23 protein-coding genes are annotated in these 26,176 nt (G+C 53.6%); 6 read left to right on the top strand and 17 right to left on the bottom strand.

Going from position 1 to position 26,176, the window contains the following annotated elements:
* Nucleotides 1-288: 288 nt before the first annotated feature.
* From OGX81_RS18965 to OGX81_RS18950, 4 genes are all read left to right on the top strand, one after another.
* Nucleotides 289-864 carry a fimbrial protein gene (locus tag OGX81_RS18965; RefSeq protein WP_104868533.1) on the top strand — a complete coding sequence of 192 codons (576 nt, stop codon included), beginning with the start codon at nt 289-291 and terminating at the stop codon, nt 862-864.
* Nucleotides 865-1,013: 149 nt separating this feature from the next.
* Nucleotides 1,014-1,706 (top strand): fimbrial biogenesis chaperone, encoded by a 693-nt coding sequence (locus OGX81_RS18960; RefSeq protein ID WP_012131972.1) that lies wholly within the window; start codon nt 1,014-1,016, stop codon nt 1,704-1,706.
* Nucleotides 1,707-1,714: 8 nt separating this feature from the next.
* Complete coding sequence (locus tag OGX81_RS18955; RefSeq protein WP_232103834.1) at nt 1,715-4,258, top strand: fimbria/pilus outer membrane usher protein; 2,544 nt, start codon at nt 1,715-1,717, stop codon at nt 4,256-4,258.
* Nucleotides 4,248-5,405: a fimbrial protein gene (locus tag OGX81_RS18950; RefSeq protein WP_286487630.1), complete on the top strand. Its 1,158-nt coding sequence runs from the start codon at nt 4,248-4,250 to the stop codon at nt 5,403-5,405. The genes OGX81_RS18955 and OGX81_RS18950 overlap by 11 nt, the downstream gene beginning before the upstream one ends.
* A 44-nt stretch (nt 5,406-5,449) precedes the next feature.
* Here the strand turns inward: OGX81_RS18950 and cheZ are convergent, their stop codons facing one another.
* The 6 genes from cheZ to tar are packed head-to-tail and all read right to left on the bottom strand — an operon-like array spanning nt 5,450 to nt 11,745.
* Entirely contained in the window at nt 5,450-6,094 is a 645-nt protein-coding gene (cheZ, locus tag OGX81_RS18945) for a protein phosphatase CheZ (protein WP_012131968.1), read from the bottom strand.
* 10 nt (nt 6,095-6,104) lie between these two features.
* A complete protein-coding gene (gene cheY, locus OGX81_RS18940; RefSeq protein ID WP_012131967.1) occupies nt 6,105-6,494 on the bottom strand; it encodes a chemotaxis response regulator CheY in 390 nt (129 codons plus the stop codon).
* Between the two features lie 16 nt (nt 6,495-6,510).
* Nucleotides 6,511-7,560 carry a protein-glutamate methylesterase/protein glutamine deamidase gene (gene cheB, locus OGX81_RS18935; protein WP_012131966.1) on the bottom strand — a complete coding sequence of 350 codons (1,050 nt, stop codon included), beginning with the start codon at nt 7,558-7,560 and terminating at the stop codon, nt 6,511-6,513.
* Nucleotides 7,557-8,423, bottom strand: coding sequence for a protein-glutamate O-methyltransferase CheR (cheR, locus tag OGX81_RS18930; protein ID WP_047463139.1), 867 nt, complete (start codon nt 8,421-8,423; stop codon nt 7,557-7,559). The genes cheB and cheR overlap by 4 nt, the downstream gene beginning before the upstream one ends.
* A gap of 19 nt (nt 8,424-8,442) precedes the next feature.
* Complete coding sequence (gene tap, locus OGX81_RS18925; RefSeq protein WP_286487629.1) at nt 8,443-10,044, bottom strand: methyl-accepting chemotaxis protein IV; 1,602 nt, start codon at nt 10,042-10,044, stop codon at nt 8,443-8,445.
* Nucleotides 10,045-10,086: 42 nt separating this feature from the next.
* Complete coding sequence (gene tar, locus OGX81_RS18920; protein ID WP_104868531.1) at nt 10,087-11,745, bottom strand: methyl-accepting chemotaxis protein II; 1,659 nt, start codon at nt 11,743-11,745, stop codon at nt 10,087-10,089.
* Between the two features lie 404 nt (nt 11,746-12,149).
* On the opposite strand from tar, the gene OGX81_RS18915 reads away from it, so the two are divergent.
* Entirely contained in the window at nt 12,150-13,418 is a 1,269-nt protein-coding gene (locus tag OGX81_RS18915; RefSeq protein WP_047463133.1) for a dicarboxylate/amino acid:cation symporter, read from the top strand.
* Nucleotides 13,419-13,519: 101 nt separating this feature from the next.
* On the opposite strand, the gene cheW is transcribed toward OGX81_RS18915, so the two are convergent.
* The 6 genes from cheW to flhD all read right to left on the bottom strand — a co-directional run bounded on the left by cheW (nt 13,520) and on the right by flhD (nt 18,952).
* Nucleotides 13,520-14,023, bottom strand: coding sequence for a chemotaxis protein CheW (gene cheW, locus OGX81_RS18910; protein WP_024130249.1), 504 nt, complete (start codon nt 14,021-14,023; stop codon nt 13,520-13,522).
* Nucleotides 14,024-14,044: 21 nt separating this feature from the next.
* Nucleotides 14,045-16,078: a chemotaxis protein CheA gene (cheA, locus tag OGX81_RS18905; RefSeq protein WP_047463131.1), complete on the bottom strand. Its 2,034-nt coding sequence runs from the start codon at nt 16,076-16,078 to the stop codon at nt 14,045-14,047.
* Nucleotides 16,079-16,082: 4 nt separating this feature from the next.
* Nucleotides 16,083-17,009: a flagellar motor protein MotB gene (motB, locus tag OGX81_RS18900; protein WP_047463128.1), complete on the bottom strand. Its 927-nt coding sequence runs from the start codon at nt 17,007-17,009 to the stop codon at nt 16,083-16,085.
* The gene (gene motA, locus OGX81_RS18895; RefSeq protein ID WP_047463125.1) at nt 17,006-17,896 is read right to left on the bottom strand and encodes a flagellar motor stator protein MotA; all 891 of its coding nucleotides are present in this window, start codon (nt 17,894-17,896) and stop codon (nt 17,006-17,008) included. The genes motB and motA overlap by 4 nt, the downstream gene beginning before the upstream one ends.
* 124 nt (nt 17,897-18,020) lie before the next feature.
* Nucleotides 18,021-18,599: a flagellar transcriptional regulator FlhC gene (gene flhC, locus OGX81_RS18890; protein WP_286487637.1), complete on the bottom strand. Its 579-nt coding sequence runs from the start codon at nt 18,597-18,599 to the stop codon at nt 18,021-18,023.
* 2 nt (nt 18,600-18,601) lie between these two features.
* Nucleotides 18,602-18,952 carry a flagellar transcriptional regulator FlhD gene (gene flhD, locus OGX81_RS18885; RefSeq protein WP_024130245.1) on the bottom strand — a complete coding sequence of 117 codons (351 nt, stop codon included), beginning with the start codon at nt 18,950-18,952 and terminating at the stop codon, nt 18,602-18,604.
* Between the two features lie 793 nt (nt 18,953-19,745).
* Here flhD and uspC point away from each other — a divergent pair.
* A complete protein-coding gene (uspC, locus tag OGX81_RS18880; protein WP_012131952.1) occupies nt 19,746-20,174 on the top strand; it encodes a universal stress protein UspC in 429 nt (142 codons plus the stop codon).
* Between the two features lie 6 nt (nt 20,175-20,180).
* Here uspC and otsA read toward each other — a convergent pair whose 3' ends face one another.
* The 5 genes from otsA to araF form a co-directional block, all read right to left on the bottom strand.
* The gene (gene otsA, locus OGX81_RS18875; RefSeq protein WP_024130244.1) at nt 20,181-21,602 is read right to left on the bottom strand and encodes an alpha,alpha-trehalose-phosphate synthase; all 1,422 of its coding nucleotides are present in this window, start codon (nt 21,600-21,602) and stop codon (nt 20,181-20,183) included.
* Nucleotides 21,577-22,380 carry a trehalose-phosphatase gene (gene otsB, locus OGX81_RS18870; protein ID WP_104869123.1) on the bottom strand — a complete coding sequence of 268 codons (804 nt, stop codon included), beginning with the start codon at nt 22,378-22,380 and terminating at the stop codon, nt 21,577-21,579. Before otsB ends, otsA begins: the two co-directional genes overlap by 26 nt.
* Before the next feature lie 165 nt (nt 22,381-22,545).
* Complete coding sequence (araH, locus tag OGX81_RS18865; protein WP_024130242.1) at nt 22,546-23,532, bottom strand: arabinose ABC transporter permease AraH; 987 nt, start codon at nt 23,530-23,532, stop codon at nt 22,546-22,548.
* 15 nt (nt 23,533-23,547) lie between these two features.
* Complete coding sequence (gene araG / locus OGX81_RS18860; protein ID WP_071258743.1) at nt 23,548-25,062, bottom strand: arabinose ABC transporter ATP-binding protein AraG; 1,515 nt, start codon at nt 25,060-25,062, stop codon at nt 23,548-23,550.
* A gap of 114 nt (nt 25,063-25,176) precedes the next feature.
* The gene (gene araF / locus OGX81_RS18855) at nt 25,177-26,166 is read right to left on the bottom strand and encodes an arabinose ABC transporter substrate-binding protein AraF (protein ID WP_012131947.1); all 990 of its coding nucleotides are present in this window, start codon (nt 26,164-26,166) and stop codon (nt 25,177-25,179) included.
* Nucleotides 26,167-26,176: the final 10 nt, after the last annotated feature.

The raw sequence follows: 26,176 nt of genomic DNA, 5'->3' as shown, positions 1-26,176 counted from the left end.
TTCGCTTTCTGTCATCAAGATTAAAGAAGTCTTTAAAATATATTACCTGGTTTTCATTTCTTCAATTTATCTTTTCACCAGAGAAAAAATACTTTATTACAATATTTATGCACAGAAAGCAGGCGACACTGACGGTATAATAGCCTTCATTGATTCACAGAATATATTTTAAATTCACACATATAGATATAATTTAATATTGACCCCGTTTTCTATTTGCAATAAATTCATCCCATCTGAAACTGAACAATTTCATATCATGGATATCACCGTTAAGGAACTACAGTTATGAACGCAAGAGGACATATTATATCAGGCGCACTGCTGGCACTGGCGTCAACGGGAATCTTCGCCGCCGAAATGGATGCCGGTACGATTCACTTTACAGGACAAATTATCGAACCCAGTTGTGAGATTCAGGGTGATGATGGAACGAACAGCATCGTGCCATTAGGTACTTACCCCACCTCGCTTTTTTCCACTCCAGGAACAGAATCAACGCTTGCCCCCTTTTCCATTGTATTAGTGGATTGCCCACTTAAAAGCGACGGTCTGCCCGCCGTTCAGTTAACGTTTAACGGGACAACCGCCCTGACAGGTTCTTCGACATTACTGGATGTCAGTAAAATCACTACCGCCGGAGATACGGCGGCAACAGGGGTCGGTATTGCCGTTAGCCCGGAAAATAAAGACACGCAACTCATTACAATGGATGGAGGAGAAGGACAGGTGTTTATCGAATTACCCACTCTGACGGGCGACTCTGTTCAGGCGAATTTCAATGCCCGTTATAAATCATTCGCGCAAACCGTCACTGCGGGCCCGGCCGATGCGGACATGACCGTAAATATACTTTATCGTTAATAACCTGACTTTACTCATTGATAAAATCCATAGCATCTTCTGGCATTAACAGATTTATTTCAGGAAGGCGAATCTGATAATAGTCCGAAAATGGACCCGGACTATTATCTCCCCCGCTTTTATATGTCCACTTAATATAAGTTAAGGTTATGCGTACTGTATCTCAGGTTTTATTATGCCTCCCTGTAATATTAACATCATTTAGCCATGCCGCTGGAATTCAGGTTGGCCGCACGCGCATTATTTATGACGCAGGGAAAAAAGAGGTCGCCCTTCCGCTGGTCAATAAAGAGAAGGAACTGCCGTGGCTGATCCAGTCATGGTCCGATACCGGCGACGGTAAAACGCGTGGGCCTTTTATTGTCACGCCGCCACTGTTCCGTCTTGACCCGCAGAAAGAACAAAGCCTGCGTATTGCCTGGAATGGAACCGCGCTTCCCACAGACCGGGAATCCCTGTTCTACATGAATGTGCGCACAATTCCCGGTACAGCCAAAGAAGACGATGATAAAAACGTGTTGCGTCTGATTTACAAAACGCGTCTGAAATTGTTCTGGCGTCCGAAGGGCTTGCAAGGTACGCCCACCGAGACCTGCAAGAACCTGCATTTTGTTCGTCGCGGCGAAATGTTAACGGTGGTCAATGAAGGCGCGTTTCACAGCATCTTTGACAGTCTGCTGCTCGGCAACACCAGACTTGAGAAAGCCGATATGGTCACTCCCAGGTCCAGCGTGCAAATCCCGGTGCCGAAAAGCGCCTCGGGAAACACCGTTAGCTGGCGTTGCATTACGGATTACGGCAACGCCTCTGACAAATATACTGTCACTCTGGCTCGGGATTAAACCACCTTATGGCTTTTGGCCCACCTCTTTTACGTCAGCGTCTCACCCCACTGGTGCGTTGCCTTGGCGGTATGTTGCTGGTCTCTTCCTGTGTCGCGAACGCGCGCGAGTATCGCTTTTCGCCTTCTGCGCTGGAGGGGAATATGCTGACGCAGCAGGATATCGATCTTTCCTTATTTTCTAAATCCAGTGCGCAATTGCCCGGCGTCTACGCTTCCCGGGTCATGATTAACGATGTGCGCCTGGATGATGCGGATATCACCTACCTCGGCACGCCTGGCGGCGAACTGACGCCGCAGCTCACGCCGGATATGCTAAGAAAATGGGGCGTGGCGGTCGATAAATATCCTGAATTAGCCGCACTCAATGCGGCGAAGCCACTGCCTGAACCGTTGAGCGCGTATATCCCACAGGCGCTGGCAACGCTCGATTTCTCCGTTATGACGCTGCGCCTTAGCATCCCGCAGGCCGCCATTGCCGGCACGGGTAAAGGCTATATTGATCCGTCACGCTGGGATGACGGCGTCCCCGTCGCCTTTGTCGACTACGCCTTTTCCGGTTCACAAAACCAGGACGACACGCAAAACAACACCACTAACCAGTACCTGAATATGCGCAGCGGCACCAATATTGGCGGCTGGCGGCTGCGCAATTACGCCACCTGGAGCGACACCGACGGCAGCCATCACTGGGAAACCATCAACACCTATTTGCAGCACGATATTGACGCCCTGAAAGCGCAGTTTACCGGGGGAGAAAGCAACACCCGGGGCGACGTTTTTGACAGTCTGCAATACCGTGGCGTCAATATCGCCTCTGATGAAGAGATGCTGCCTTACAGCCAGCGCGGCTACGCGCCGGTGATTCGCGGCATCGCCAGCTCCAACGCCGAAGTGTCGGTACGTCAGAACGGTTATCTCATCTATCAGCAAAACGTCGCGCCCGGCGCATTTGAAATTAACGACCTTTATTCCACGACCAACAGCGGCGATCTGGAAGTCACGGTAAAAGAGGCCGATGGCACAGAGCGCCACTTTACCCAGCCTTATTCCAGCGTCGCCGTGATGCAGCGTCCTGGGCATATGAAATATGAAGTTACCGCGGGTCGCTATCGCGCAGACAGCGGGAGCGAACAAAATGAACCGGACTTCGTGCAGGGTAGCCTCATTTATGGCCTGAACAATAGCGTCACGCTGTTCGGCGGCGTGACCGCCGCGCAGGATTATCAGGCGATGAACAGCGGGGCTGGCCTCTCCCTTGGCATCGTCGGGTCGCTTTCCGCCGATGTGACGCTGGCGAAAACCCGGCTTGATGATGACACTCAGCACACCGGCCAGTCTTATCGCCTGCTCTACTCCGGGAAAATTGACACCACGGAGACGAACTTTACGCTGGCCAGCTATCGCTACTCTACCCGTGGTTATTACAGTTTCGCCGACGCGAATCAAAAGTACGACGATCATGAAGATGATCTGCTGTTTCGCTTTAACAAACGCAACCGGATTCAGGCCAGCATAAGCCAGAACGTGTCCGGCGCCAGCCTTTACCTGAACGGTTATCAGCAGGATTACTGGGGCACCGCCTACAAAGAGCGCAGTATTTCGGCGGGCCTGAATACCACGATTAAAAATATCAGCATCCACCTTGCTTATACCTACAGCAAAAGCAACGGCGAAGAGAGCGACCAGATGATCGCCTTCGGCTTCAGCGTGCCGTTAAGTCAGTGGCTACCGGGGGCCTGGAGCAGCTATAACATCAGCAATAACAAGCATGGCTACACCCAGCAAAATATCGGGTTAAACGGTACGCTGCTGGACGATGAACGCCTGAATTACGCCTTCCAGCAGAGCCATTCCAACCATGACGGCGCAGACACCAGCAGCGTATACGGTAGCTATCGCTCACAATACGCCAACCTCAATGCGGGTTACTACACCTCCTCTGACGATACGCAGCGCTTGAGTTACGGCGTCAGCGGTGCGATTGTCGCCCATCCACACGGCGTCACGCTGGCTCAGCCTTTAGGCAGTCAGTTTGCTATCGTCAACGCCAACGGCGCATCGGGCGTACGCTTCCAAAACCAGCGCGGCATTCAGACTGACTGGCAGGGCAACGCCATCATCCCGTCATTAAGCCCCTATCAGGAAAACCGGATTCGCGTCGACACCAGCAGCCTGCCGGAGGACGTTGATACCAGTGAAACCGCCGTGACGGTGATTCCTTCGCGCAATGCCGCCGTTTCCGCCACTTTTGATGCGCATGTCGGTTATCGCACGCTCATAAAATTAACCCGCCCGAATGGCATGACGGTGCCTTTTGGCGCGATGGCGACGGTCGACGCCCTCGCCATCAGCGGCATCGTGGATGATACGGGCACGCTCTACCTGGCCGGGGTCGCCGACGACGTTCAGTTAAGCGTCAAATGGGGAAATTCACAGGATCAACAATGCACAGCCCACATCACGCTGAATAGCGAACACCACGCGGTCAGCCCGACCGGCATCCATTACCTCAGCGCGACTTGTCAGCAGGAACCGCAAAATGTTAAGTAAAATGGGAAAATACGCACGTCTTTCATTGTCCGCAGCAGGTCTTTGCCTGATGGCGTCCGCAACAGCCCAGGCCGCGACCATTCTGCGTGACTGCTTTACCGCGCCACAGTATTACAGCGTCACGTTCAGCAACGAAATCAACGCAAACGACAACACGGCCAACAATATTGTTAAATTTGATGAGCATATTGTCGGGAACGGCGTTGAAATGGAGGCAAACTGCACATGCCCTGGCAATGTGTTTGAATCAACGGCAATAATGGAATTGACGCTGGCCGGAAGCCCGCTTAATGCCGGTATCGCCGGGTACGGTTATCTGACTGAAAACATAGATATTGATGTTGCAGGTTATAGCGATGCCGTTAATTCTCTGGACGGTACCGGCCTGATTCAGATCAGCATTAACCAGTATCCGACGCCGGTGTCGTCGATGGGGAAAGTGATCGAGTCAATGAAACCCACCGAAGGTTCCGCCAGCGTCTGTAGCGACAGCACCCATCCTGGCACGCCCGCCCCCGCGAAGCGAACGTTCAGATGGAATGTTATCGCCGCCACGTTTTATATCAAAAAGCCCATTCTCGGTATCGAAGTCATTCCCCCAACGATACTCGTGCAAAACTACGCCTGTCTCTATTTTGACTCAGGAAGCTGCGACGCTGGCAGCGCACAGCACGTATCAAATATCTGGCTGAGTGGCTCACTCTCTGCCCCGCTGAGCTGTACGATTAATGCCGGAAGCACCATTGAGGTTGATCTGGGGAAAATTGTGAGTAAACAGTTTGTCACCAGGGGTCAGCCTCCTGAAGGCTACGCCCTGAAAAACGTTGATATCTCTTACCACTGCGACGGCAACGCCGTAGGAAATACCGACAGAATCAAGCTAACGCTCAGCGCCGACCAGGGGGTTGTAGACAGCAGCGATCCCCTGATAGCCAAAATGCTCGGCAGAGACGACCTGGGAGTGAGAATTTTTAGTGAGGACAACCAAAATATTGCGCTGGACGGCACCTTTGAATTTCCGGTGACGATGGATGAGCAAGGTAACGGCGCGGTACGCATCAAAGCCGCACCGGTGAGCACGACCAGCGCAACGCCAGCACCCGGCGAATTTGAGGGCAATGTGACGGTAAAAATGGATCTGCGCTAAACGTTCCTCAGGTTGTCGGCACAACCTGAGGATACCTTACCGCATCAGAACCCGAGGCTATCCAGCAGGTCATCCACCTGATCCTGGCTGGCGACAACGCCGGCTTTGGTGGTGTCGACCTGTGGGCCATTGAGCAGGCTTTCATTCTCGCGTTTCGGACGTGAATTTTGCTCAGGGATGTTTTCCAGCAATACCATCAGCAGCTGGCGCTCAATCTCCTGGATCACATCCATCATGCGCTTGATAACCTGACCGGTGAGATCCTGGAAATCTTGCGCCATCATGATGTCCAGCAGTTGCGCATTGGTGAAGCTGGTATGCCCCGGCACATCACCGAGGAATTTACGCGTATCCGTAACCAGTTCGCGGGCGTCGGCGAGTTCAATCGGGTTTTCGAACCACTCATCCCAGCGTTTGGTCAGCGCTTTGGCGCCCTTCTCCATTTCATCCTGGTGTGGCTGAGAGGCTTCAACGCTGTTCAGCGCACGTTCCGCCGCCTGCGCCGTCATCTGTACAACATAGTCCAGACGATCGCGCGCGTCAGGAATCGCTTCCGCCGCTTCTGCTATCGCCTGATCCAGCCCCAGTTCACGCAGGCTGTCACGCAGCATTCGGGTCAGACTGCCGATGCGCGCAATGATGTCCCCTGCTGAATGCTCATCAACAGGTTTAATTTGTGGTTGCATCATACTCAGACCCTCACATGCCCAGTTTCTCAAAGATTTTGTTGAGTTTCTCTTCCAGCGTCGCCGCAGTGAACGGTTTCACCACATAGCCGCTGGCGCCCGCCTGCGCAGCCGCGATAATGTTCTCTTTCTTCGCTTCTGCAGTCACCATCAGCACCGGCAATGACGCCATTGCGCCATCAGCGCGAATCGTTTTCAGCAGTTCCAGACCGTCCATGTTGGGCATGTTCCAGTCAGAAATTACGAAGTCAAAGCCGCTTGCCTGCAATTTGTTCAGTGCGTCAACGCCATCTTCGGCCTCTTCGACGTTATTGAAACCCAGCTCTTTTAGCAGGTTGCGCACGATGCGACGCATGGTGGAAAAGTCATCCACAACCAGAAATCTGAGCTCTTTGTCCGCCATAAAAAAATACTCCTCGTTAAATACGTATTGCCTGTCCGGCACTGATTTTCGCCAGCATCTGCTGGCTTACCTGGCTAAGATCGACCACTTCGCTCACGCCACCCATATTGATGGCCTCGCGCGGCATGCCGAACACCACACAACTTGCTTCATTTTGCGCGATAGTCCAGGCGCCAGCCTGGTGCATCGCTAACATTCCGGCCGCGCCATCGTTGCCCATGCCGGTAAGGATGACCCCTACCGCATTGCGCCCCGCATGTTTCGCGACCGAATGAAACAGCACATCCACTGACGGGCGATGGCGGTTAACCGGCGGCCCGTCATGAATTTTGATTTGATAGTTCGCCCCGCTGCGCGTCAGTTCCATATGCTTGTCGCCGGGGGCGATGTAGGCATGGCCTGGCAGCACGCGTTCGCCGTCTTCCGCCTCTTTCACGCTAATCTGGCAGAGCTTATTTAACCGCTCGGCAAACGAACGGGTAAAACCGGGCGGCATATGCTGGGTGATGATCACCGCCGGACTGGAAAGCGGCAGCGGTTGCAGCACATGACGTATGGCCTCGGTTCCCCCCGTCGAGGCGCCAATCGCGATCAGTTTTTCAGAACTGAGCAGCGGCCCCGCTTTTAGCGTCACAGGCGCAGCCATCGGCTTATGCGCCGCCAGGCGAGCGCGTGACGCGGTGCGGACTTTCTCTGCGATCATCTCGCTGTACGCCAGCATCCCTTCGCGAATGCCCAACTGAGGCTTGGTGACAAAATCAATCGCCCCCAGTTCCAGCGCGCGCAGCGTCACCTCTGAACCTTTCCCGGTCAGAGAGGAGACCATAACCACCGGCATCGGACGCAGTCGCATCAGTTTCTCAAGAAAATCGAGACCGTCCATGCGCGGCATTTCCACATCCAGCGTCAGCACATCGGGGTTATATTTTTTGATTAAATCCCTGGCAACCAGCGGATCGGGCGCCGTCGCCACCATTTCCATATCGCTATGGCTGTTAATAATTTCGGTCATGATTTGGCGCATCAGCGCTGAATCGTCAACCGACAACACCCTGATTTTACTCATGCTTTGTCCTTACTTAGCGCATACACCGTCTGTCCGCGCAGGCTAAAGTCGCGCACGAGGTTGCTAAAGTTTTCTGAGTGACCCGCAAACAGCAGTCCGTCAGGCTTAAGGAGTGGAACAAAACGACGCAGAATGTCCTGCTGCGTTGTTTTATCAAAATAGATCATGACGTTACGGCAAAATATCGCGTCGAATGGCCCGGGAACGTTGTACTGTTTATCCAGCAGGTTGAGGGTGGAAAACTCAACGTAATTAGCCAGTTCCTGTCGCACGCGCACCAGCCCTTCATGCGGGCCTGTACCGCGCATGAAATAACGCTGCAACTGTTGTGGCGACAGCGTTTTCAACTCGTCCTGACGGTAAATCCCGCTTCTCGCCTTTTCCAGCACTTCGGTGTCGATATCGCTGGCGAAAACTTTCCAGCGCCCCGGCGCCATCCCTAAGGCATCCGCCAGCGTAATGGCGATGCTGTAGGGTTCCTCTCCGGTAGAGGCCGCCGCGCTCCACACACGGTATTCCCCGTTGCGGCGACGCGCGTGATCCGCCAGTACCGGGAAGTGATGCGCTTCACGGAAGAAGGCCGTCAGGTTAGTGGTCAATGAGTTAATAAAAGCCTGCCACTCAGCGCTGTTCTGGTTGGCTTCCAGCATGCTGAGATAACGGCCGAAATCATCCAGCCCCAGCGTTCTCAGGCGACGGACCAGGCGGTTGTAAACCATATCCCGCTTGTGGTCCGCCAGCACGATTCCCGCGCGCTGGTAGATTAATTGACATATCCGACGAAAATGCGCGTCAGACAGCGCGAGGCGCTGTGTCATCTGTAACAATAATGACGTTTGCCCGGTGGGCAGCGATGATGTCATAGCGCCTTCTCAATCACATTCAGGATACAACGGGTACCGCTTGCGGCGGCGCCGACTCTTGTTGTGTTACGACTTGCTCTTCAAGCTTAAATACCGCGACACGGGCAGAGAGATGGTCTGCCTGGTTCGCTAACTGATCGGTGGCGGCGGCGGCTTCTTCGACAAGCGCGGCGTTTTGTTGCGTCACCTGATCCATCTGGCTGACGGCTTGCGCCACCTGCTCAATTCCTCTGCGCTGTTCATCGGAGGCCGAGGCGATTTCGCCCATGATGTCGTTCACCTGGGTTACCGAGCTGACGATCTCCGTCATGGTATTCGCGGCGGTGTCCACCAGTTGCGATCCCTGATGCACACGGTTTACGGACTCCTCAATCAATCCTTTAATCTCTTTGGCCGCCTGTGCGCTGCGGCTCGCCAGGTTACGCACTTCGCCTGCGACAACGGCAAAACCGCGCCCCTGCTCACCGGCCCGCGCCGCTTCGACCGCCGCATTCAGCGCCAGAATATTGGTCTGAAACGCAATGCTGTCGATAACCCCGATGATGTCGCCAATTTTCTGCGAACTGGCGGCAATATCCTGCATTGTGCTGGCCATACGCGAAGCCTGGTCGCCGCCTTTTTTCGCGGTATCCGCCGCGCTTTTCGCCAGACCGGAGGCCTGACGGGCGTTATCGGCGTTCTGCCCGACCGTTGCCGTTAGCTGCTCCATACTGGCTGCGGTTTGCGCCAGCGACGCCGCCTGCTGTTCGGTACGCGACGACAGATCGTTATTGCCCATCGCGATTTCCGAAATGCCGGTATGCATCGCTAAACTGCCCTGCCGCACGTCGCTGACCGTTTCGCGCAGCGCCTGCTGCATGGCCTTCAGGCTGGCGAAAATAGCGGAAATCTCGTTGCGCCCATACACGGCGATCGGCCACGCCAGGTTTCCGTCCGCAATGCTGTCAAAATGGCTGCCGATAATCGCCAACGGCTGAACAATCATTTTGCGTGACCAGAACAGCGCCCCGGTGGTTAATAACGCTGCGACGACCACCATCGTGATAAAAATGATCGCCGAGCGGTGATAATTGTCTTTCCCCTGTTCGCTGGCCGTCTCCAGAACACGGTTGATATCCTGCTGCCAGGTATTGACGTTGGCGTCAAAGGCGTCCTGCGATGCCTGTACCGGCGCGGTCAGAAAATCCGACAGTTGGTTGCTTTCAAGCCAGGTGGCCTGATGCTCCAGATCGCTATACCACTGCGTATAACTTTTTTCCGTGGCGGCCTGTAACGCTTTCCCCTCTTCCGTACTCGCCTCTGTCGCCATAAAACCTTTAAACACAACGCCGGACTGCGCCAGGCTTTCCCGGGCGGTGGTCATCAGCTGTTTGATATCCTCGGGCGGATAGCTCAGCGCGGTTAACGTCCCGGCTTTATTCAGCGCAGTACTGGCCTGTAATAAAACGGCGCGTGTTTGCGCCAATGCTGCGCGTTGCTGATTACTCTGCTCGACCTGGTTCAGACTCTGAAAACCATCGCGAAATGCCCAAAAGGACAAGCCATTACTGCCAATCTGCAAAACACCGCAGAGGATCAAGATTAAAAACAGCGTGGTCGAGATTCGAATACGATTAAACATCAACGCTCCCATTAGGCGGCAAAGGCCACGATTAAAAGACGATCAAAATGTTTCCCAGTGAGTATCTTGTTCAGTTGCAAGCTGGCGCGGTTGCGCTGTACGCGGCGCCGCTGCGGTTGTATTCAGGTCTGTTTTTACGGTTAATGAACGAGATGCCAGACGAAACGCGGATACCGCCATCGTTAAACGGCTGGCCTGCTCTTCAAGCGCGGCCGCTGCGGCCGCCGACTCCTGCACCAGCGAGGCGTTCTGCTGCGTGACGCGATCCATCTCAGAGACGGCCAGCGCCACCTGATCGATCCCGCGGCTTTGCTCATCGGAAGCCGACGCGATTTCACCCATGATGTCCGTCACGCGGGTCACGGCGTTGACAATGTCTCTCATCGTTTCACCGGCGCTTTCCACCAGCACGGAGCCGGTATCCACCCGCGAAACGGAATCTTCAATGAGCGCTTTGATCTCTTTCGCCGCCTGCGCGCTGCGGCTTGCCAGGTTACGCACTTCCCCTGCCACCACCGCAAACCCGCGCCCTTGCTCCCCGGCGCGCGCGGCTTCAACCGCAGCGTTCAGCGCCAGAATATTGGTCTGGAATGCAATGCCGTCGATAACACTGATGATGTCGGCGATCTTCTTCGAGCTGTCGGCAATTTCATGCATGGTGTTGACCACGCCATCCACCACTTTCCCACCGTGTTGCGCAGTGTCGGAGGCGCTTTGCGCCAGGTGCGACGCCTGACGGGCGTTGTCGGCGTTCTGTTTCACCGTCGCGGTGAGCTGTTCCATGCTGGCAGCCGTCTCTTCCAGCGCCGACGCCTGCTGCTCGGTGCGGGAGGAAAGATCGGTGTTGCCCGTAGCGATTTCGCTGGTGCCGGAATAGATGGCGTCAGACCCTTCACGTACCTGAGTCACCGTCTCAATCAGCGAACGCTGCATATGATCAACGGTTCCCGCCAGTTCGCCGATCTCATTGCGCCCGGAGACGGTCAGCGTATTGGTCAGGTTGCCGCTGGCGATGTCACGAATATGGGCAATCACTCGCGCCAGCGGATTCAGCAAGGTATGACGAATGCCGTACCACACCACAACCAGAATCAGCACCAGGACAACCGCCAGAATACCCAATTGCCACTGGGCAAAATGGTAGTCACGCGCGCTCTCATCAAACGCCTTGCTGTACAGTTTTTCGCTCACGCCAGCGTATTTGCCCAGCGCTTCGCCAAGTGCGTTCTGCATCCCCTGGGTTGGCTGCGCGAAGTAGGCATCCATGTTGCCGTTTTCGAGGAACTGAACCAGTTCCGCCAGCGCCGCATGGTATTGCTGGTATTTTTCATCCACATTGCCGCTGGCTTCCGCCATCTCCGGCAGCGGATTGATATTTTTGAAGTTGGCATAATGCGTTGCCGCCTGCTCCAGCGTGCTTTTAGCGTTTTTCAGCAGGTCGTTTTTCGCGCTGCTCTGCTGATTAGAGGCATCCATCATCATGCGGGCCGAAGAACGGCTCAGGTTAATACGCGTTTGCAGCATGAGATCCCATGTCGAGGTCAGTTCGCTCTGCTGCTGGCGTAAATCATTTGAAATAACAAAACTTTGCTGGTTCTGCTGTAATGACGAAAACAACAGACCACCGGAAACAAGCTGTAGCAGTGCGAAAACCCCCAGCACCATCATCAGCATTGTGACAACGCGGATACGGTTAAACATAAGGCACCTTCCTGAAAACGAGTTATCAACGTTATCGGCACCAGAGAAGAGAACTTTACATTTGCGAAAAGGAAATAGAAGCAGGAAGCGCCGATCGACGGATCGCGGCTGGCGGTTTTGGGGCGGCAACCAGACATTGACAGAAAAACATCATTATTATCATTATATTAACATTCATCACCTTCCTGGACAGTTTGCATTTTGCCGACAAAAACGATTCTTATGTGACTCTGATCACATAAGCACAACCGTCAGAACACAACAAAATGAATAAATAATAAAAAATAGTTGTATCCCCCTGCGCTTTAATTCAATTTATATGATGAATATTTCAGTGCGACTCAATAAATAAAACAAAAGCGTTACTGACAACAACATGTTAAATCCAGCCAGAGGGCTTTTCAGTGGCAAGTGCAAACAAACTCACGTTATTTATCGTGATCTTCATGCTGGCAGGCATCCTGTCAGGCGCGGTGATTCACTCTTACGCGTCACAGGAGGCGATCGCCGCCTGGTCCGATAACATCACGCTCCTCACCGATATTTTCTTACGGCTCATTAAAATGGTGATTGCCCCGCTGGTCTTCAGCACACTGACCGTGGGCATCATGCGTCTGGGCGAAACCGCCACTATCGGCCGCGTTGGCGGTAAAGCGATGGTCTGGTTTATCAGTTCTTCCGTGTTGTCCATTCTGGTGGGGCTGTTTATCGTGACGATTGAGCATCCGGGCAGCGGTCTGAATCTGGCAATTCCGGCAGAATCGGTCGACACCGGACTTGCGGTGGGCGGCATGAGCTTAAAAGGATTCCTGTCGCACACCATTCCGACCAGCATTGCCGGGGCGATGGCCAATAACGAAATTTTGCAGATCGTCGTGTTTTCCATGTTCTTCGGTATTGGCGGCGCGTCGCTTGGCGAGAAATTCAACGCGCCGCTGGTCGCCGCCCTGGATGTGGTTTCACATATTATGCTGAAGGTGACCGGCTACGTGATGTACGTTGCGCCGTTGGCCATTTTTGCCGCGATCTCCTCGGTGATCGCCACCCAGGGGCTGGGGATTCTGCTTAACTACGCGTCGTTTATCGGCGGCTACTATGTGGCGATTCTGCTGACCTGCCTGGTGCTGCTGGCCGTGGGCTATATGGTGCTGAAAAAAGAGGTGTTCCGGTTAGTCAGCATGTTGAAAGATCCGGTGCTGGTCGCCTTTACTACCAGCAGCTCTGAAGCCGCTTACCCGAAAACGCTGGAACAACTGACGAAGTTTGGCTGCTCACGTAACATCGTGTCGTTTGTGCTGCCTATTGGTTACTCCTTTAACCTCGTCGGCTCAATGGTGTACTGCTCTTTCGCGTCGATGTTTATCGCGCAGGCTTATAATATTCATCTCTCTTTTGCGGAAATTACGGTGCTGATGCTGACGCTGATGCTGGCGTCAAAAGGAATTGCAGGCGTGCCGCGTTCTGCGCTGGTGGTGCTGGCCGCCACGATTCCGAGCTTCAATATTCCGGTGGCGGGCATTTTGTTGCTGATGGGGATTGACCATTTTCTTGATATGGGACGTTCCGCCATTAACGTGTTAGGAAACGGGATTGCCACCGCGATGCTGGCGCAGAATGAAGGTTTGCTGGAAGAGGACGCGGAAGAACGCGTTCCGCAGCAGTTAGTGGGGTAATGTATTTGCCGGATGGCGCTTTGCTTATCCGGCCTACACATGACTCATCGCCGTATGTAGGCCGGATAAGCAAAGCGCCATCCGGCACGGGCAGTCAACGGTTATGCAACGTGGGAAGCGGCGATATCAAGCAGCGCCATCTCATCGCTGTTCAGCAGTTTCTCAATATTCACCAGGATCAACATACGTTCGCCAAGCGCGCCCAGACCGGTCAGATATTCCGTAGACAGGGTAACGGCAAACTCCGGCGCCGGGCGAATTTGCTCCGCCGTCAGCGACAGCACGTCAGACACGCCGTCCACCACAATCCCTACCACGCGTTGTCCCAGATTCAACACGATGACCACCGTGTTATCGTTATACTCAACGTCGCCCTGGCAAAACTTCACGCGCAGATCGACAATCGGCACAATCACGCCGCGCAGGTTCGTCACCCCTTTAATAAAAGAAGGCGTGTTAGCGATGCGCGTGACCTGATCGTAGCCACGGATCTCCTGCACTTTCAGGATGTCGATACCGTACTCTTCATCTCCCAGTGTAAATACCAGGAATTCCTGACCTGACGGCTCGCCGGCCAGTTTGGTTACATTACTCATACCGGTCATATAATTACCTTTCTCACTCAATCAGGCGGCTGTGATCGCCATACGTTGTTCACGGTTTAAACCCTGCAATGCGGAGACATCAACGATCAGCGCCACGCTGCCGTCACCCAGAATCGTCGCCGCAGAAATGCCAGGCACCTTGCGATAGTTGCTTTCCAGGTTTTTCACTACCACCTGGTGCTGTCCAATAAGCTGATCAACCAGCAGTGCGTAACGGCGACCGCCGCTTTGCAGGATCACCACAATGCCCTGCGTGGCTTCAGTTTTGGCGCCAACGACATCAAAGACTTTCCACAGTTCCACCAGCGGCAGATACTCGCCGCGCACTTCCAGTACGCGCTCGCCTCCGGCCAGCGGGTGCAGATCGTCTTCACGCGGTTGCAGCGATTCCATTACCGCATTCAGCGGCAGAATGAACACTTCGCCCGCCACGCGGACGGACATCCCGTCCAGAATAGCCAGCGTTAGCGGCAGCAGAATGCGAATGGTGGTGCCCGTCCCCTGCTTCGACTGGATTTCAACGTGGCCGCCCATCTCCTGGATGTTACGTTTCACCACGTCCATGCCCACGCCGCGACCGGAAACATCCGTCACCTGCTCGGCGGTGGAGAAGCCCGGCGCAAAAATCAACATGCCCACTTCTTCATCGGTCATGTTTTCGTTGACCGCCATCCCCTGAGAGACAGCTTTCGCCAGAATGCGCTCGCGGTTCAGCCCCGCACCGTCATCGGTCACTTCAATGCAGATATTGCCGCCCTGGTGTTCAGCGGAGAGGATCAGATTACCGATCGCATTCTTACCGGCTTCAAGGCGTGTTTCCGGCATCTCGATACCGTGATCGAGGCTGTTGCGCACCAGGTGGGTTAATGGGTCGATAATGCGTTCAATCAGACTTTTATCCAGTTCCGTCGAGCTGCCGACAAGGGTCAGTTCAACCTGTTTGCCCAGTTTACCCGCCAGGTCGCGCACCAGACGCGGGAAGCGGCTGAAGACGTACTCCATCGGCATCATACGAATCGACATCACCGACTCTTGCAGATCGCGGGCGTTACGTTGTAACTGACCCATGCTGGTGATGAGATCGCCATGATTAACCGGGTCCAGTTCATTAGAACGCTGGGCCAGCATTGACTGAGTAATCACCAGTTCGCCGACCAGGTTGATCAACTGGTCTACTTTCTCAACCGCCACGCGAATACTGGTTGACTCTCGCTCACGGGCCGGCTTTTCACGCTCGGCGCGCCCGGACTGCGGTTCGCTGGCGGCGGCTTTGGCAACAGGTACCACTGCGGTCGGTTGCGGCGTAGTTGCCACAGCAACCGGCTCTTCGACCTGCGCGACCGGGGCTGAGGAGACCGTCTCAAAGGCTATCTGATCGGCTTCAATCACAAAGCAGAGCACCGCAATGATGTCATCTTCCGCAATCGTGCCGTCGAGGGTCGCGGACAGCGAATCCTCGCCTTTCACCACATCCGTTAAGGTGGCCAGGTTGCCCAACTCTTCTTCAAGCAGATCGACTTCATTGGCTTTCAGGCGCGAAAGAACCACGCGCAGTTTGCTCTCTTCCGCGCTGTTTTCCTGTGCGACTGCCTCTTCCTGTATCGCCGTACCGTCGACGACGCTCAGTTTGGCAGCGTTAACCACCGCCGGAGCGGTTTCCCCTTTCGCCTCGAGCGCTAACTGACGTAACGCGTTGCAGATATATTCGAAGCTTGCGGCATCCGGCTCTTCCGAGCTTTTATAGGCGTCGAGCTGTTCCTGCATAATATCTTTCGTTTCCAAAAACAGGTTGATAATGTCGGTATTGAGCTGCATCTCACCGCGCCGGGCTTCATCCAGCAGGTTTTCCATCAAGTGGGTTGTTTCCTGCAAAACGGTAAAGCCGAAAGTACCTGCGCCGCCTTTAATGGAGTGCGCCGCACGAAAAATGGCATTCAGTTGCTCAGAGTCCGGGGCTTCAGGCGCCAAATCAAGCAGGTGCTGCTCCATGTCAGCCAACAGCTCGTCAGCTTCATCAAAAAATGTCTGATAAAAATCGCTAATATCCATGCTCACGCTATCACCTCGGATTGGCTGGTGGCGATGTGGGAACGCTTACCGGCGGGAGTGCCGCTGGCTGTTGTAAGACACTTACCGGCTCATTCTGGCTTTCAGCGTTTTCATGCAAAATGGCCTCTTCTGCCTGCTTGTTCAACACCAGCAGACTTATACGGCGGTTGATGGCGTCATCAGGACCGCGATCGCTCAGACGCATCGTGGCGGCCATGCCTACCACCCGTAATACTTTTCCATCATCCAGACCGCCAACCACCAGCTCGCGACGCGAAGCATTGGCGCGGTCGGCCGACAATTCCCAGTTGCTGTATCCCCGTTCGCCGCTGGCGTACGGGAAATCATCCGTATGACCGGAAAGGCTGATGCGGTTAGGAATACCGTTCAACACCGGCGCAATACCACGCAGAATGTCACGCATGTAAGGTTCAACCTCCGCGCTGCCCGTCTTAAACATCGGGCGATTCTGGCTGTCGATAATCTGAATGCGCAGCCCTTCCTGAACCAGGTCAATCTTCAGGTGCGGCCGCAATGCGCGCAGTTTGGGATCGGACTCAATCAGCTGATCCAGGTCGCCGCGCAATTTGCTCAGACGGCTCTGCTCCATACGCCTTTTCAGTTCATCAATATTGGGTTGCTTGTTCACTTCACCCTGCTGCTGGGTGTAGTCCTCGCCGCCGCCGGGGATCGGACTTTCACTGTTCGCGATGCGATGTCCGCCCGTTATCGCTGTCGCCAGCGGCGTACGGAAATATTCGGCAATTTGAATCAATTCTTTAGGACTGGAGATAGAAATCAGCCACATGACGAGGAAAAAAGCCATCATCGCCGTCATAAAGTCGGCGTAAGCAATTTTCCAGGAGCCATGCGCCCCGCCGTGACCCTTATGTTTCCGCCGTTTTACGACGATAATTGGATGGGGCTGATTCTTCATGCTTCCTCGGTCGTCGTCTGCTGCTGGTTCGGGTTTCTCACTGCGCGTACGTGCTCTTCCAGCTCAATGAACGAAGGACGTTCGCTGGAATACAATGTTTTACGACCAAATTCGACGGCGATCGGCGGCGCATAACCGTTCAGGTTAGAAAGCAGTGTGATTTTTACGCACTGCATCATTTTGGTGGTTTCAGCGCTCTTTTGACGCAGCACGCTGGCGAGTGGCGAGATAAACCCATAGGCCAATAAAATCCCGAGGAATGTCCCCACCATCGCATGGGCGATCAGCGCCCCCAGTTCAGCCGCCGGACGATCGGCGGAAGCCAGCGCATGGACAACCCCCATGACCGCCGCAACGATACCAAATGCCGGTAATGAATCGCCCATCAGCGCCAGGCTGTTGGCAGGAACTTCCGCCTCGCTTTCGTGGGTTTCAATTTCCTCATCCATCAGCGCCTCAATTTCAAAGGTATTCATGTTGCCGCTGATGATCAGGCGCAGATAATCGACGATAAAATCAAGCATGACCGCGTCGGCCAGAATACGCGGATAGCTGGCAAAAATTTCACTCTCTTTCGGGTTTTCAATGTCACGTTCCAGCGAGAACATCCCCTGCTGGCGCGATTTGGCCATCAGGCGATAGAGCAACGCCAGCAAATCCATGTACATCGCTTTTGTGTATTTCGAACGACGAAACAGTAACGGGATCGCCTTTAACGTCCCTTTGATCGCTTTGCCGTTGTTACCGACAATGAATGCCCCGATCCCCGCACCACCGATGATGACGAATTCAGCCGGTTGATAGAGTGCTCCAAGGTGTCCGCCGGTCATCATGTAACCACCGAAAACTGTACCGAGAACTACCAGGTAACCTAATAAGATAAGCACGACATCATCCTTCCGCTGTTGACTAAAACAGGATGTACAGTCGGGCGAATAACACGTCGGCAAGGCAAAAAAAAGCAGCGGTAATTACTTACCGCTGCTGGAGTGTTTGTCCACACCGTATCGGTTAAACAGCCTGTTCGATCTGTTCATCCAGCAGTTGTGGAATAATATCGGCAGCATTTTGGGAAAGTTTACGTCTTTTTACTGCGCGGGACGGCGGCTGGCACAAACTACAGGCAAAACTCCCCGCAGGCTGATGCGCATGGGTAATAAAATTCCCGCCACAGCGATTACAGGTCGATAATTCAAGCAGCCCGCTTTCCACGAAACGCACCAGCGTCCATGCGCGTGTTAACGCCAACAATGGCCCGTCTTCCGCCTGCGGGCACTGTTCCAGATACAGACGGTACGCTTTAATGACCGCATCCACGCCGCTGCACAGACCGGTTTTGAGTAAGAACTGCCAGGCGTTGCAAAACATGGAGGCATGAATGTTTTGCTCCCATGTCATAAACCAGTCCGTTGAAAAAGGAAGCATACCTTTTGGCGGAGGACTGCCGCGTAACTCTTTGTATAATTTGATGAGGCGACCACGACTTAACTGCGTTTCGCTTTCCAGCATTTGCAAACGGGCGCCCAAAGAGATCAATTCCATCGCTAACTGGATATCGCGAGCTTCCTGAACAATGCTTTTTTCACTCATCATCAAGCCCTTTTCTTACGCGCCGCATCATCGGCCTGATTCACATCGTGTAACAGGCGTGTTGAAAGCATGATACCGGTATGAATTTGCTGAAGATCGTCAACGCGAGAATCCTGGGTCAGCTGGGTAACTGTCTGGTGGTTGTCAAAACGGAAATGACATACCAACTGGTTTGTTTCGGCCAATTTAACCATTTGTGGAAGAGTCAGAGTACCCAACGTGTTCGCCATCTCTTCACTGATACCAAGGCGGAACATCGCGGATGCTTTGTCCTGAACGATCAGACGCTGTGCAAGGAGTAAATATGACAGATTGATGTCATAAATGTGTTTCAGCAACTCGGATGTATGCATTGTTCCCATCCAGAATAACCAACTTTATTTTTATGCGGTGTAACCGCACCCCGTGATGTCGCCGGGAATCCCCGGTAAAAAAAGCAAAAAGGTCAAATGCATAGCCACGCCCAGGCACCGATGCATACAGTAAAACCCCCCTTAATGGGGTGTCAGGTTTTTACACGTTTACATGATTTATTACAAAATGCCTAAGATTTTTCCTAATTCGACGCAACTCTACTCGTCAGCACGAACACATACAACGGAGCCGGGCTGCGAATTTGAGAAATATGTGATCCAGATCACATAAATCATCCAAATACTTAACATAAATCCATCAGTTGAACTTTTATTTTGATTATTTTTTAGCCTTTCGTTCAGTTTTTCTATTCCAGATACACGAATATGTGCGTAAATAATCACTCATGCGTTATGTTTAGCACCGTTAAAATAACATCTGAAAATATCCCCCCTCCTGAATATTCCTGTCGGGGACATAAAATAATTTAATCGTTTCTAAACAACCACTTAAATATTAAGCAGGGTTAACCAATAGACGGTATCTATGATGCATAACAAGTTAATTTTTGTTACATCGTAATTAACATTTTGTTTTCATAATTGGTCGATTTAAGTTAAAGCGCGCAATAACGTTTACAATGTGCGTTATGCCACTATTCCATTTATAAGAATAATTAATGAATTATTATGATAACCTTCACACTATCGTCACAGGAAAACATTGCAGAATTCGACTAAACAGAGTAAAGCTGAAGAAGAAACCTCATATTCTTGCAATAAGGAGCGAGTTATGAGCTATACGCATATTCTTGTCGCCGTCGCCGTTACCCCCGAAAGTCAGCAGCTGTTAGCGAAAGCTGTCTCCATTGCTCGTCCCGTCAATGCCCGCATTAGCCTGATTACCCTCGCCTCTGATCCCGAGCTGTATAATCAATTCGCCGCCCCCATGCTGGAAGATTTGCGGGAGGTGATGCATGAAGAGACGCAGGATTTTCTCGACAAACTGAGTGCGAAGGCAGACTACCCGATTGAACAAACGTTCATTACTTACGGGGAGTTAAGCGCGCATATTCTGGATGTGTGTCGTAAGCAGCAGGTGGATTTGGTCATTTGCGGCAATCATAATCACAGCTTCTTTTCGCGAGCGTCCTGCTCAGCGAAAAGTGTCGTTAGCGCCAGTGAAGTTGATGTATTGCTGGTTCCGCTTGCCGGTGATTAGCGGGCGTCAGGCAAGCTTTGGGAAGGTGGCGACCTTATTGCGATGCAGCGTTTCAGCGCTACGTGGCGCGACATCCTTTAGGTCGCGAATAAACCGTTGCTGCCAGTGATTAATATCATTTTTAATAATCGTCTCAAGCATTTCCGCGTGGCGTGAAATGCGTTCGGCAAGCGGCATGGTCAACGCGCGGTGGAGCGCTACGGCCACATCATCCCGATCATAAGGGTTAACAATGAGCGCGGACGTCAACTCATTTGCCGCACCGGCAAACTGCGACAAAACGAGAACGCCGGGATTTGCCGGGTCCTGCGCGGCGACAAACTCTTTCGCGACCAGATTCATGCCATCCCGCAGCGGGGTCACTAACCCGACATCCGAGTAGCGGAACACCTTCATCAGCAGCTTGCGATCAAAGTGCTGGTTAAGATAGTAGAGCGGCGTCCAGCCAAGCTGTCCATATTTACCGTTGATACGCCCTGCTTCCGTCTCCAGTTGGTGGCGGATATCCTGATAAGCCTGCACTTCACCACGCGAGGTCGGCGCTATTTGCGTATAGCGAATTTTCCCGTGGTGCTGGGGGTATTTCTCCAGCAGCGCTTCATACGCCTGGAAACGCTCCGGTAATCCTTTGGAGTAATCCAGACGCTCGACGGAAAAAATGTTTTGCACATTTTTCAGCTCCGCTTTTAGCTGCGCCAGTTTCGGCGGCAACGGCCCGGAAGCCTGTTGTGCGATCTCGTCAGGTTCAATGCCAATAGGATAGACCTCAGTGCGGAAGGATTTCCCCCATGCCGAGTGGCTCTTACTGCCGCGCGTGGTTACTCTGGTCTGGCTTGACAGACTGTCCAGAAATGCCAGGCGGTCGTTTTCCGTCTGGAATCCCAGTAAGTCAAAATCACACAGTTGTTCCAGCAGCGTATCGTGCGGCGGCAAGGCATTGAAAATTTCCGGCGTCGGGAAAGGAATATGCAAGAAAAAGCCGATGCGATTATTCACGCCCCGCTTGCGCAATTCACTGGCAAACGGCAATAAATGATAGTCATGAACCCAGATAATATCGTCATCTTTCAGTAAGGGCAGCAGCTTATCCGCCAGCAGCGCATTCACCCGTGAATACCCTTCCCACGCGGGGCGCTGGAACTGCACCAGATCGAGTCGATAATGGAAGGCAGGCCATAAGACCGCATTCGAAAACTGGCAATAATATTCCTCGTAGTCCTGCTCGCTCAGATTAAAAGACGCCCAGGTCATATTGCCTCGTGTGACCTTTTTTAACGGCTTATCCTCGTTGCCCGTCTCGCCACTCCAGCCGAACCACAATCCGCCCGCCGCTTTCAACGCGCCCAGTACGCCAACTGCCAGGCCACCCGCGCCGCCTTTATTATCCGGGGGAGCAATTCGATTAGATACTACGACTAAACGACCCATAGCCATCTCTCCTGTCATTCATTAATTTTTTTTCTTGTTGTGGATTGTTAATTTCTTCCAGCCAGCGCCAGACCTCAGGAACGCCTGCCAGACGTCCTGTTGCCCGGGTCGCCCCGGCACCCACTTTGACTGAAATCCCTCCCAAATTATTGACGACGTCAAAGCCCGCCTCATCCGTCAAGTCATCGCCCACAAAGACAGGGATACGCCCTGCAAATGGCGCTTCTTGCATAAACGCGGCAATGGCCTCCCCTTTGTTCGCGCCTTTCGGTTTAATTTCCACCACGCATTTACCCGGCTGAAGCGCAAGCTGCGGCCATTTCTGCGTAATGTGCTGCGCCAGCGCCAGCAACGTCGCCTCATGCTGCGGCGCCTGCCGGTAATGCAGCGCAAAGGCCATGCCTTTCGCTTCCAGTTCCGCCCCTGGAAGATTTCCCAGCGCGGCGTGCAGCTGCGCGCTGACATCGCGTGCTATCGCCTGCGGAAGGCGCACGATATGGGTATTACCATTGATGTCACGGCGTTCCGCCCCATGCACCCCGGCGAGGGGAAAGCAAAAGGGGGCTGAGAGCGCATCAAGCTCAGCCATTGAGCGCCCTGAAATCAATGCCAGCGCCCCTGCGTTATGCGTCGAGAGGCGGTGTAACAGCTGGAGAATATTGTGCGGCACCACCACCTGATCCGGGTGTGGTTTAATCTCCGCCAGCGTCCCATCAAGATCGAAAAAATAAGCATATTTTGCGGACAGTTCGGGGGATACGGTTAACGGTTCTGCCACCCTGTTCTCCTCCTTAATCATCGTTTTTGAGGCGCGCGGATCGGCCCCATTAGCCATGTAAGTATAGACAGTGTGACGCTGCTCGCCATTTAGAAAGACAATAGCCAGCCGGGGTAGCGGCTGGCTATCGGGAGGAGCTAAACTAAATAGTTACGGTTTATTTCATTAAACGGTGCGCTTCGCCTTTTGTTTGTAACGGTCGAAGATTACCGCTGCCAGCAGGATTAAGCCGCGCACGACGTACTGCGCAAAGGGGGAAATGTTCAGCAGGTTCATGGCGTTTTCCACCGTCCCCAGAATCAACACCCCCGCGACCACATATGAGATTTTTCCGATGCCGCCCTTGAGGGAGACACCGCCTAATACGCAGGCTGAAATCACAATCAGTTCATAACCAATGGAGGTCATTGGCTGGCCGCTGGTCATACGCGACGCCAGGATAATCCCCGCCGCCGCCGACACCAGCCCGGAGAGAACGAAGATAATGATCTTCGTGCGTACTACCGGCACCCCGGCCAGACGCGCCGCTTCTTCATTCCCGCCAATCGCCAGCGTATTGCGGCCAAACGTGGTTTTATTCAGCAATAAACCAAAGATAACCAGGCACCCTACCGTTAACCAGATCGGTGCAGGTAGCCCAAACCAGTTGGCGTACCCGAGGGTGAAGAAGCGCTCATCTTCAATCCCTACCGCTTTACCGTCAGAGATGATATAGGCCAGACCACGAACAATCTGCATCGTGGCGAGCGTGGTAATCAGGGCGTTGATCTTTAAACGCGCGATAACAAAACCGTTCACCAGTCCGCAAAGTATGCCCAGCAGCAGCCCGGCAGCCACGCCAATCCACAGGCTTTCGGTCATATTGATGACCACGGCGGTGGTGACGCCGGCACAGGCAATCACCGAGGCGACGGAGAGGTCAAAATCGCCGGACGCCAGACAAAACAGCATCCCGCACGCCACCATACCCGACATCGAAATCGCCAGCCCCAGCCCCTTCATGTTGATGAACGTGGCAAAGTTAGGCACAAAGATCGCACACGCCAGGAACAGGACGGCGAACACCACCAGCATGCCGTATTGATCCCAGATACGCCCGAAGCTAAACGGCGACTTAGGTGCGCCAGAACCGGATGTAGTTACAGAAGACATCTTACTCTCCTTTACTCAGGCGACAGCCTGGCTGACTTTAGGCATAGCAAGGCTCAGGGCCTGCCGTTCATCCGCCTGTTCGTGAAGTAATTCACCGGCGATCTCACCTTCACGCATCACCACAATACGGTCGGCAACACCAAGAACTTCCGGCAGATCGCTGGAGGCAAACAGCACGGCCACACCGCGCGCCGCCAGCGCGTAAATAACGTTGTAGATCTCGTGTTTTGCGCCGACATCGATACCGCGCGTCGGCTCATCAAGCAAAATGACCTTCATCTCTTCCGATAACCAGCGTCCCAGAATCGCCTTCTGTTGATTCCCCCCGGAGAGATTCATAATGAGTTGCTCAGCACCTGGCGTTTTTATATTGAGGGAGCGAATATGGTGTTCGGCATTGCTCTCTTCCCAACCGTTATTGATCAGGCACCCGCCCAGCACATGCTTACGCCGGGCGCTGATGTTGATATTGTCGCGAACCGAATGCACAGGAATGATCCCCTCCGCTTTGCGATCTTCCGGGCACAGCATCATGCCTGCCGCAATCGCGTGCGCCGGTTTGCGGATATCAATGGGCTGCTCATCAATGAACACCTGTCCTTCGGTGATGCGCGTTCCGCCGAACAGCCCTTTCATTAATTCACTGCGCCCGGCGCCAACCAGACCAAACAGGCCGACAATTTCGCCGCTGCGTACGGATAAGCTGACAGGCGCGCGAACGCCAGGCGCTTTCACCTCTTGCAGCCGCAGCCGCTCTGCGCCACAGGCGCGAGGCTGCCAGCCGTAGATATCGCCGAGATCGCGCCCAACCATCGCCTGAACCAGCGCGTCATGGTTAACCTGCTGCATATCGGTAAACGTTTTAACGTAGCGGCCATCTTTAAACACGGTAATGGCATCGCTCAGTGCAAAGATCTCTTCCATACGGTGCGACACATACAGAATGACGCGCCCTTCTTTGCGCAGTTCGCGAATCACCCGGAACAGGTTCTCGATCTCCCTGGCGGAGAGCGAGCTGGTCGGTTCATCGAAAGCGATAATTTTGGCGTTACGCGCTAACGCTTTCGCAATCTCCACCATTTGCCACTGGCCAATCGAGAGGTATTTCAGCGGGGTATCCGGGGAGATATCCATCCCCAGATGTTGTAACTGAAGACCGGCTTCGTAGTTGAGCAGCGTCCGGTTAACAATCCCCCCTTTATGCGGGAGCTGGCCGAGATAGATATTCTCCGCAACGGTCATTTCCGGCACGAGGTGCAGTTCCTGGTAAATAATGGCGACACCGGCATTCAGTGCAGCCGTGGTGTCGGCAAAGGTCATCTCTTGCCCACGGATCGCCAGCGATCCCGTGGTTGGCGCATAGTTGCCGCTGAGAATTTTTAAGAGTGTGGACTTCCCGGCGCCATTTTCGCCCATCAGCGCATGCACCTGACCGGCATAACAGTCAAAACTGATATCCGTCAGCGCCTTAACGCCAGGGAACGTTTTCCCGATGCCGCGAAATGAGAGATATGGGGTGGGCTGTTGCATAACGTCTCCGTGAGTCAGGATTTTGCCGGATGACGGCGTTGCCTTATCCGGCCTACTGAATACGCAATTCGCAGGCCGGATAAGCCGTTTTCGCGTCGCCATCCGGCATTTGTGTTACTTGCCGCCTAAACCTTTTTTCGCCAGTTCTTCTTTGAAGTTGTCACGGGTGATCAGCACCACGTCGGTCACTTCAGTGAATTTTGGCGGTTCCGCATCTTTGGTTACCCAGTTGTAGAGCATTTCACTGGATTTATAGCCGTGTACGTCCGGGCTGGGCAGCAACGAGCCGTAGAATCCTGTCGCCTGCGCTTTTGACAGTTCGCTGATCGCATCCACACCGTTAATGCCGATGCCGATAACGTCCGCCGCCTTAAAGCCCTGACCTTCGGTGGCGCGCACGCCGCCCAGCACGGTGTTGTCATTCATGCCGACAATCAGCCAGTGTTTCACTTCAGGGTGTTGAACCAGCATAGAGTTAGCGGCATCGAATGCGCCGGGAATATCATTGGATTTCGTTGGAACCTGATAGATCTGTTTTTCCGGGAAGCCCGCAGCTTTCAGCGCTTCCATCGAGCCGGATGTGCGGCGACGCGCGGTATCCAGTTCATTAGCGGTAATCGCCATCACCGCCGTTTCCTTCACATCCCAGCCGCGGTTTTGCATCTCCTTATACAGCTCCTGCCCCTGGCGCTCGCCAATTTTCGTGGCCGCCATCATCACCAGCGGTACGGTGTCCATTGGCTTACCTTTCGCGTTGACGAACTGATCGTCCACGGCGATCACCTTCATGTCATACCCACGCGCCTTCGCAACGATCGCTGAACCCAGTTTCGGGTCCGGGGTACAAATAACGAAGCCTTTTGCCCCACTCGCCGCCAGGCTGTCGATGGCGTTCAGGGTTTTCTCACCGTCCGGCACCGCAATTTTAATGACCTCAAAACCCAGATCTTTCCCGGCTTTATCGGCAAATTTCCATTCTGTCTGGAACCAGGGTTCCTCCGGTTGTTTCACCAGAAAACCGAGCTTCATGGTTTCAGCGATAGCGGATTGTGACATAACGGCAGCCAGACCGATGGCTGCCAGCGCTTTAGTAAATTTGTGCATGGTTAACTCC

The sequence above is a fragment of the Citrobacter sp. CK206 genome (genome assembly GCF_030333125.1).
Taxonomy (GTDB): Bacteria; Pseudomonadota; Gammaproteobacteria; order Enterobacterales; family Enterobacteriaceae; genus Citrobacter_B; species Citrobacter_B koseri.
Note: the sequence above shows the minus strand (reverse complement) of the source record. Positions and strands in the feature narration are given on the sequence as shown.

What these genes read in the sequence shown, in the direction of transcription:
- araG (WP_071258743.1), bottom strand. Translation starts at nt 25,062, where the DNA reads ATGCAACAGCCCACCCCATATCTCTCATTTCGCGGCATCGGGAAAACG.
- araH (WP_024130242.1), bottom strand. Translation starts at nt 23,532, where the DNA reads ATGTCTTCTGTAACTACATCCGGTTCTGGCGCACCTAAGTCGCCGTTT.
- uspC (WP_012131952.1), top strand. Translation starts at nt 19,746, where the DNA reads ATGAGCTATACGCATATTCTTGTCGCCGTCGCCGTTACCCCCGAAAGT.
- tap (WP_286487629.1), bottom strand. Translation starts at nt 10,044, where the DNA reads ATGTTTAATCGTATTCGAATCTCGACCACGCTGTTTTTAATCTTGATC.
- cheZ (WP_012131968.1), bottom strand. Translation starts at nt 6,094, where the DNA reads ATGATGCAACCACAAATTAAACCTGTTGATGAGCATTCAGCAGGGGAC.
- OGX81_RS18965 (WP_104868533.1), top strand. Translation starts at nt 289, where the DNA reads ATGAACGCAAGAGGACATATTATATCAGGCGCACTGCTGGCACTGGCG.
- cheR (WP_047463139.1), bottom strand. Translation starts at nt 8,423, where the DNA reads ATGACATCATCGCTGCCCACCGGGCAAACGTCATTATTGTTACAGATG.
- cheB (WP_012131966.1), bottom strand. Translation starts at nt 7,560, where the DNA reads ATGAGTAAAATCAGGGTGTTGTCGGTTGACGATTCAGCGCTGATGCGC.
- flhC (WP_286487637.1), bottom strand. Translation starts at nt 18,599, where the DNA reads ATGAGTGAAAAAAGCATTGTTCAGGAAGCTCGCGATATCCAGTTAGCG.
- cheW (WP_024130249.1), bottom strand. Translation starts at nt 14,023, where the DNA reads ATGACCGGTATGAGTAATGTAACCAAACTGGCCGGCGAGCCGTCAGGT.
- OGX81_RS18955 (WP_232103834.1), top strand. Translation starts at nt 1,715, where the DNA reads ATGGCTTTTGGCCCACCTCTTTTACGTCAGCGTCTCACCCCACTGGTG.
- OGX81_RS18960 (WP_012131972.1), top strand. Translation starts at nt 1,014, where the DNA reads ATGCGTACTGTATCTCAGGTTTTATTATGCCTCCCTGTAATATTAACA.
- araF (WP_012131947.1), bottom strand. Translation starts at nt 26,166, where the DNA reads ATGCACAAATTTACTAAAGCGCTGGCAGCCATCGGTCTGGCTGCCGTT.
- cheY (WP_012131967.1), bottom strand. Translation starts at nt 6,494, where the DNA reads ATGGCGGACAAAGAGCTCAGATTTCTGGTTGTGGATGACTTTTCCACC.
- motB (WP_047463128.1), bottom strand. Translation starts at nt 17,009, where the DNA reads ATGAAGAATCAGCCCCATCCAATTATCGTCGTAAAACGGCGGAAACAT.
- OGX81_RS18950 (WP_286487630.1), top strand. Translation starts at nt 4,248, where the DNA reads ATGTTAAGTAAAATGGGAAAATACGCACGTCTTTCATTGTCCGCAGCA.
- tar (WP_104868531.1), bottom strand. Translation starts at nt 11,745, where the DNA reads ATGTTTAACCGTATCCGCGTTGTCACAATGCTGATGATGGTGCTGGGG.
- otsA (WP_024130244.1), bottom strand. Translation starts at nt 21,602, where the DNA reads ATGGGTCGTTTAGTCGTAGTATCTAATCGAATTGCTCCCCCGGATAAT.
- flhD (WP_024130245.1), bottom strand. Translation starts at nt 18,952, where the DNA reads ATGCATACATCCGAGTTGCTGAAACACATTTATGACATCAATCTGTCA.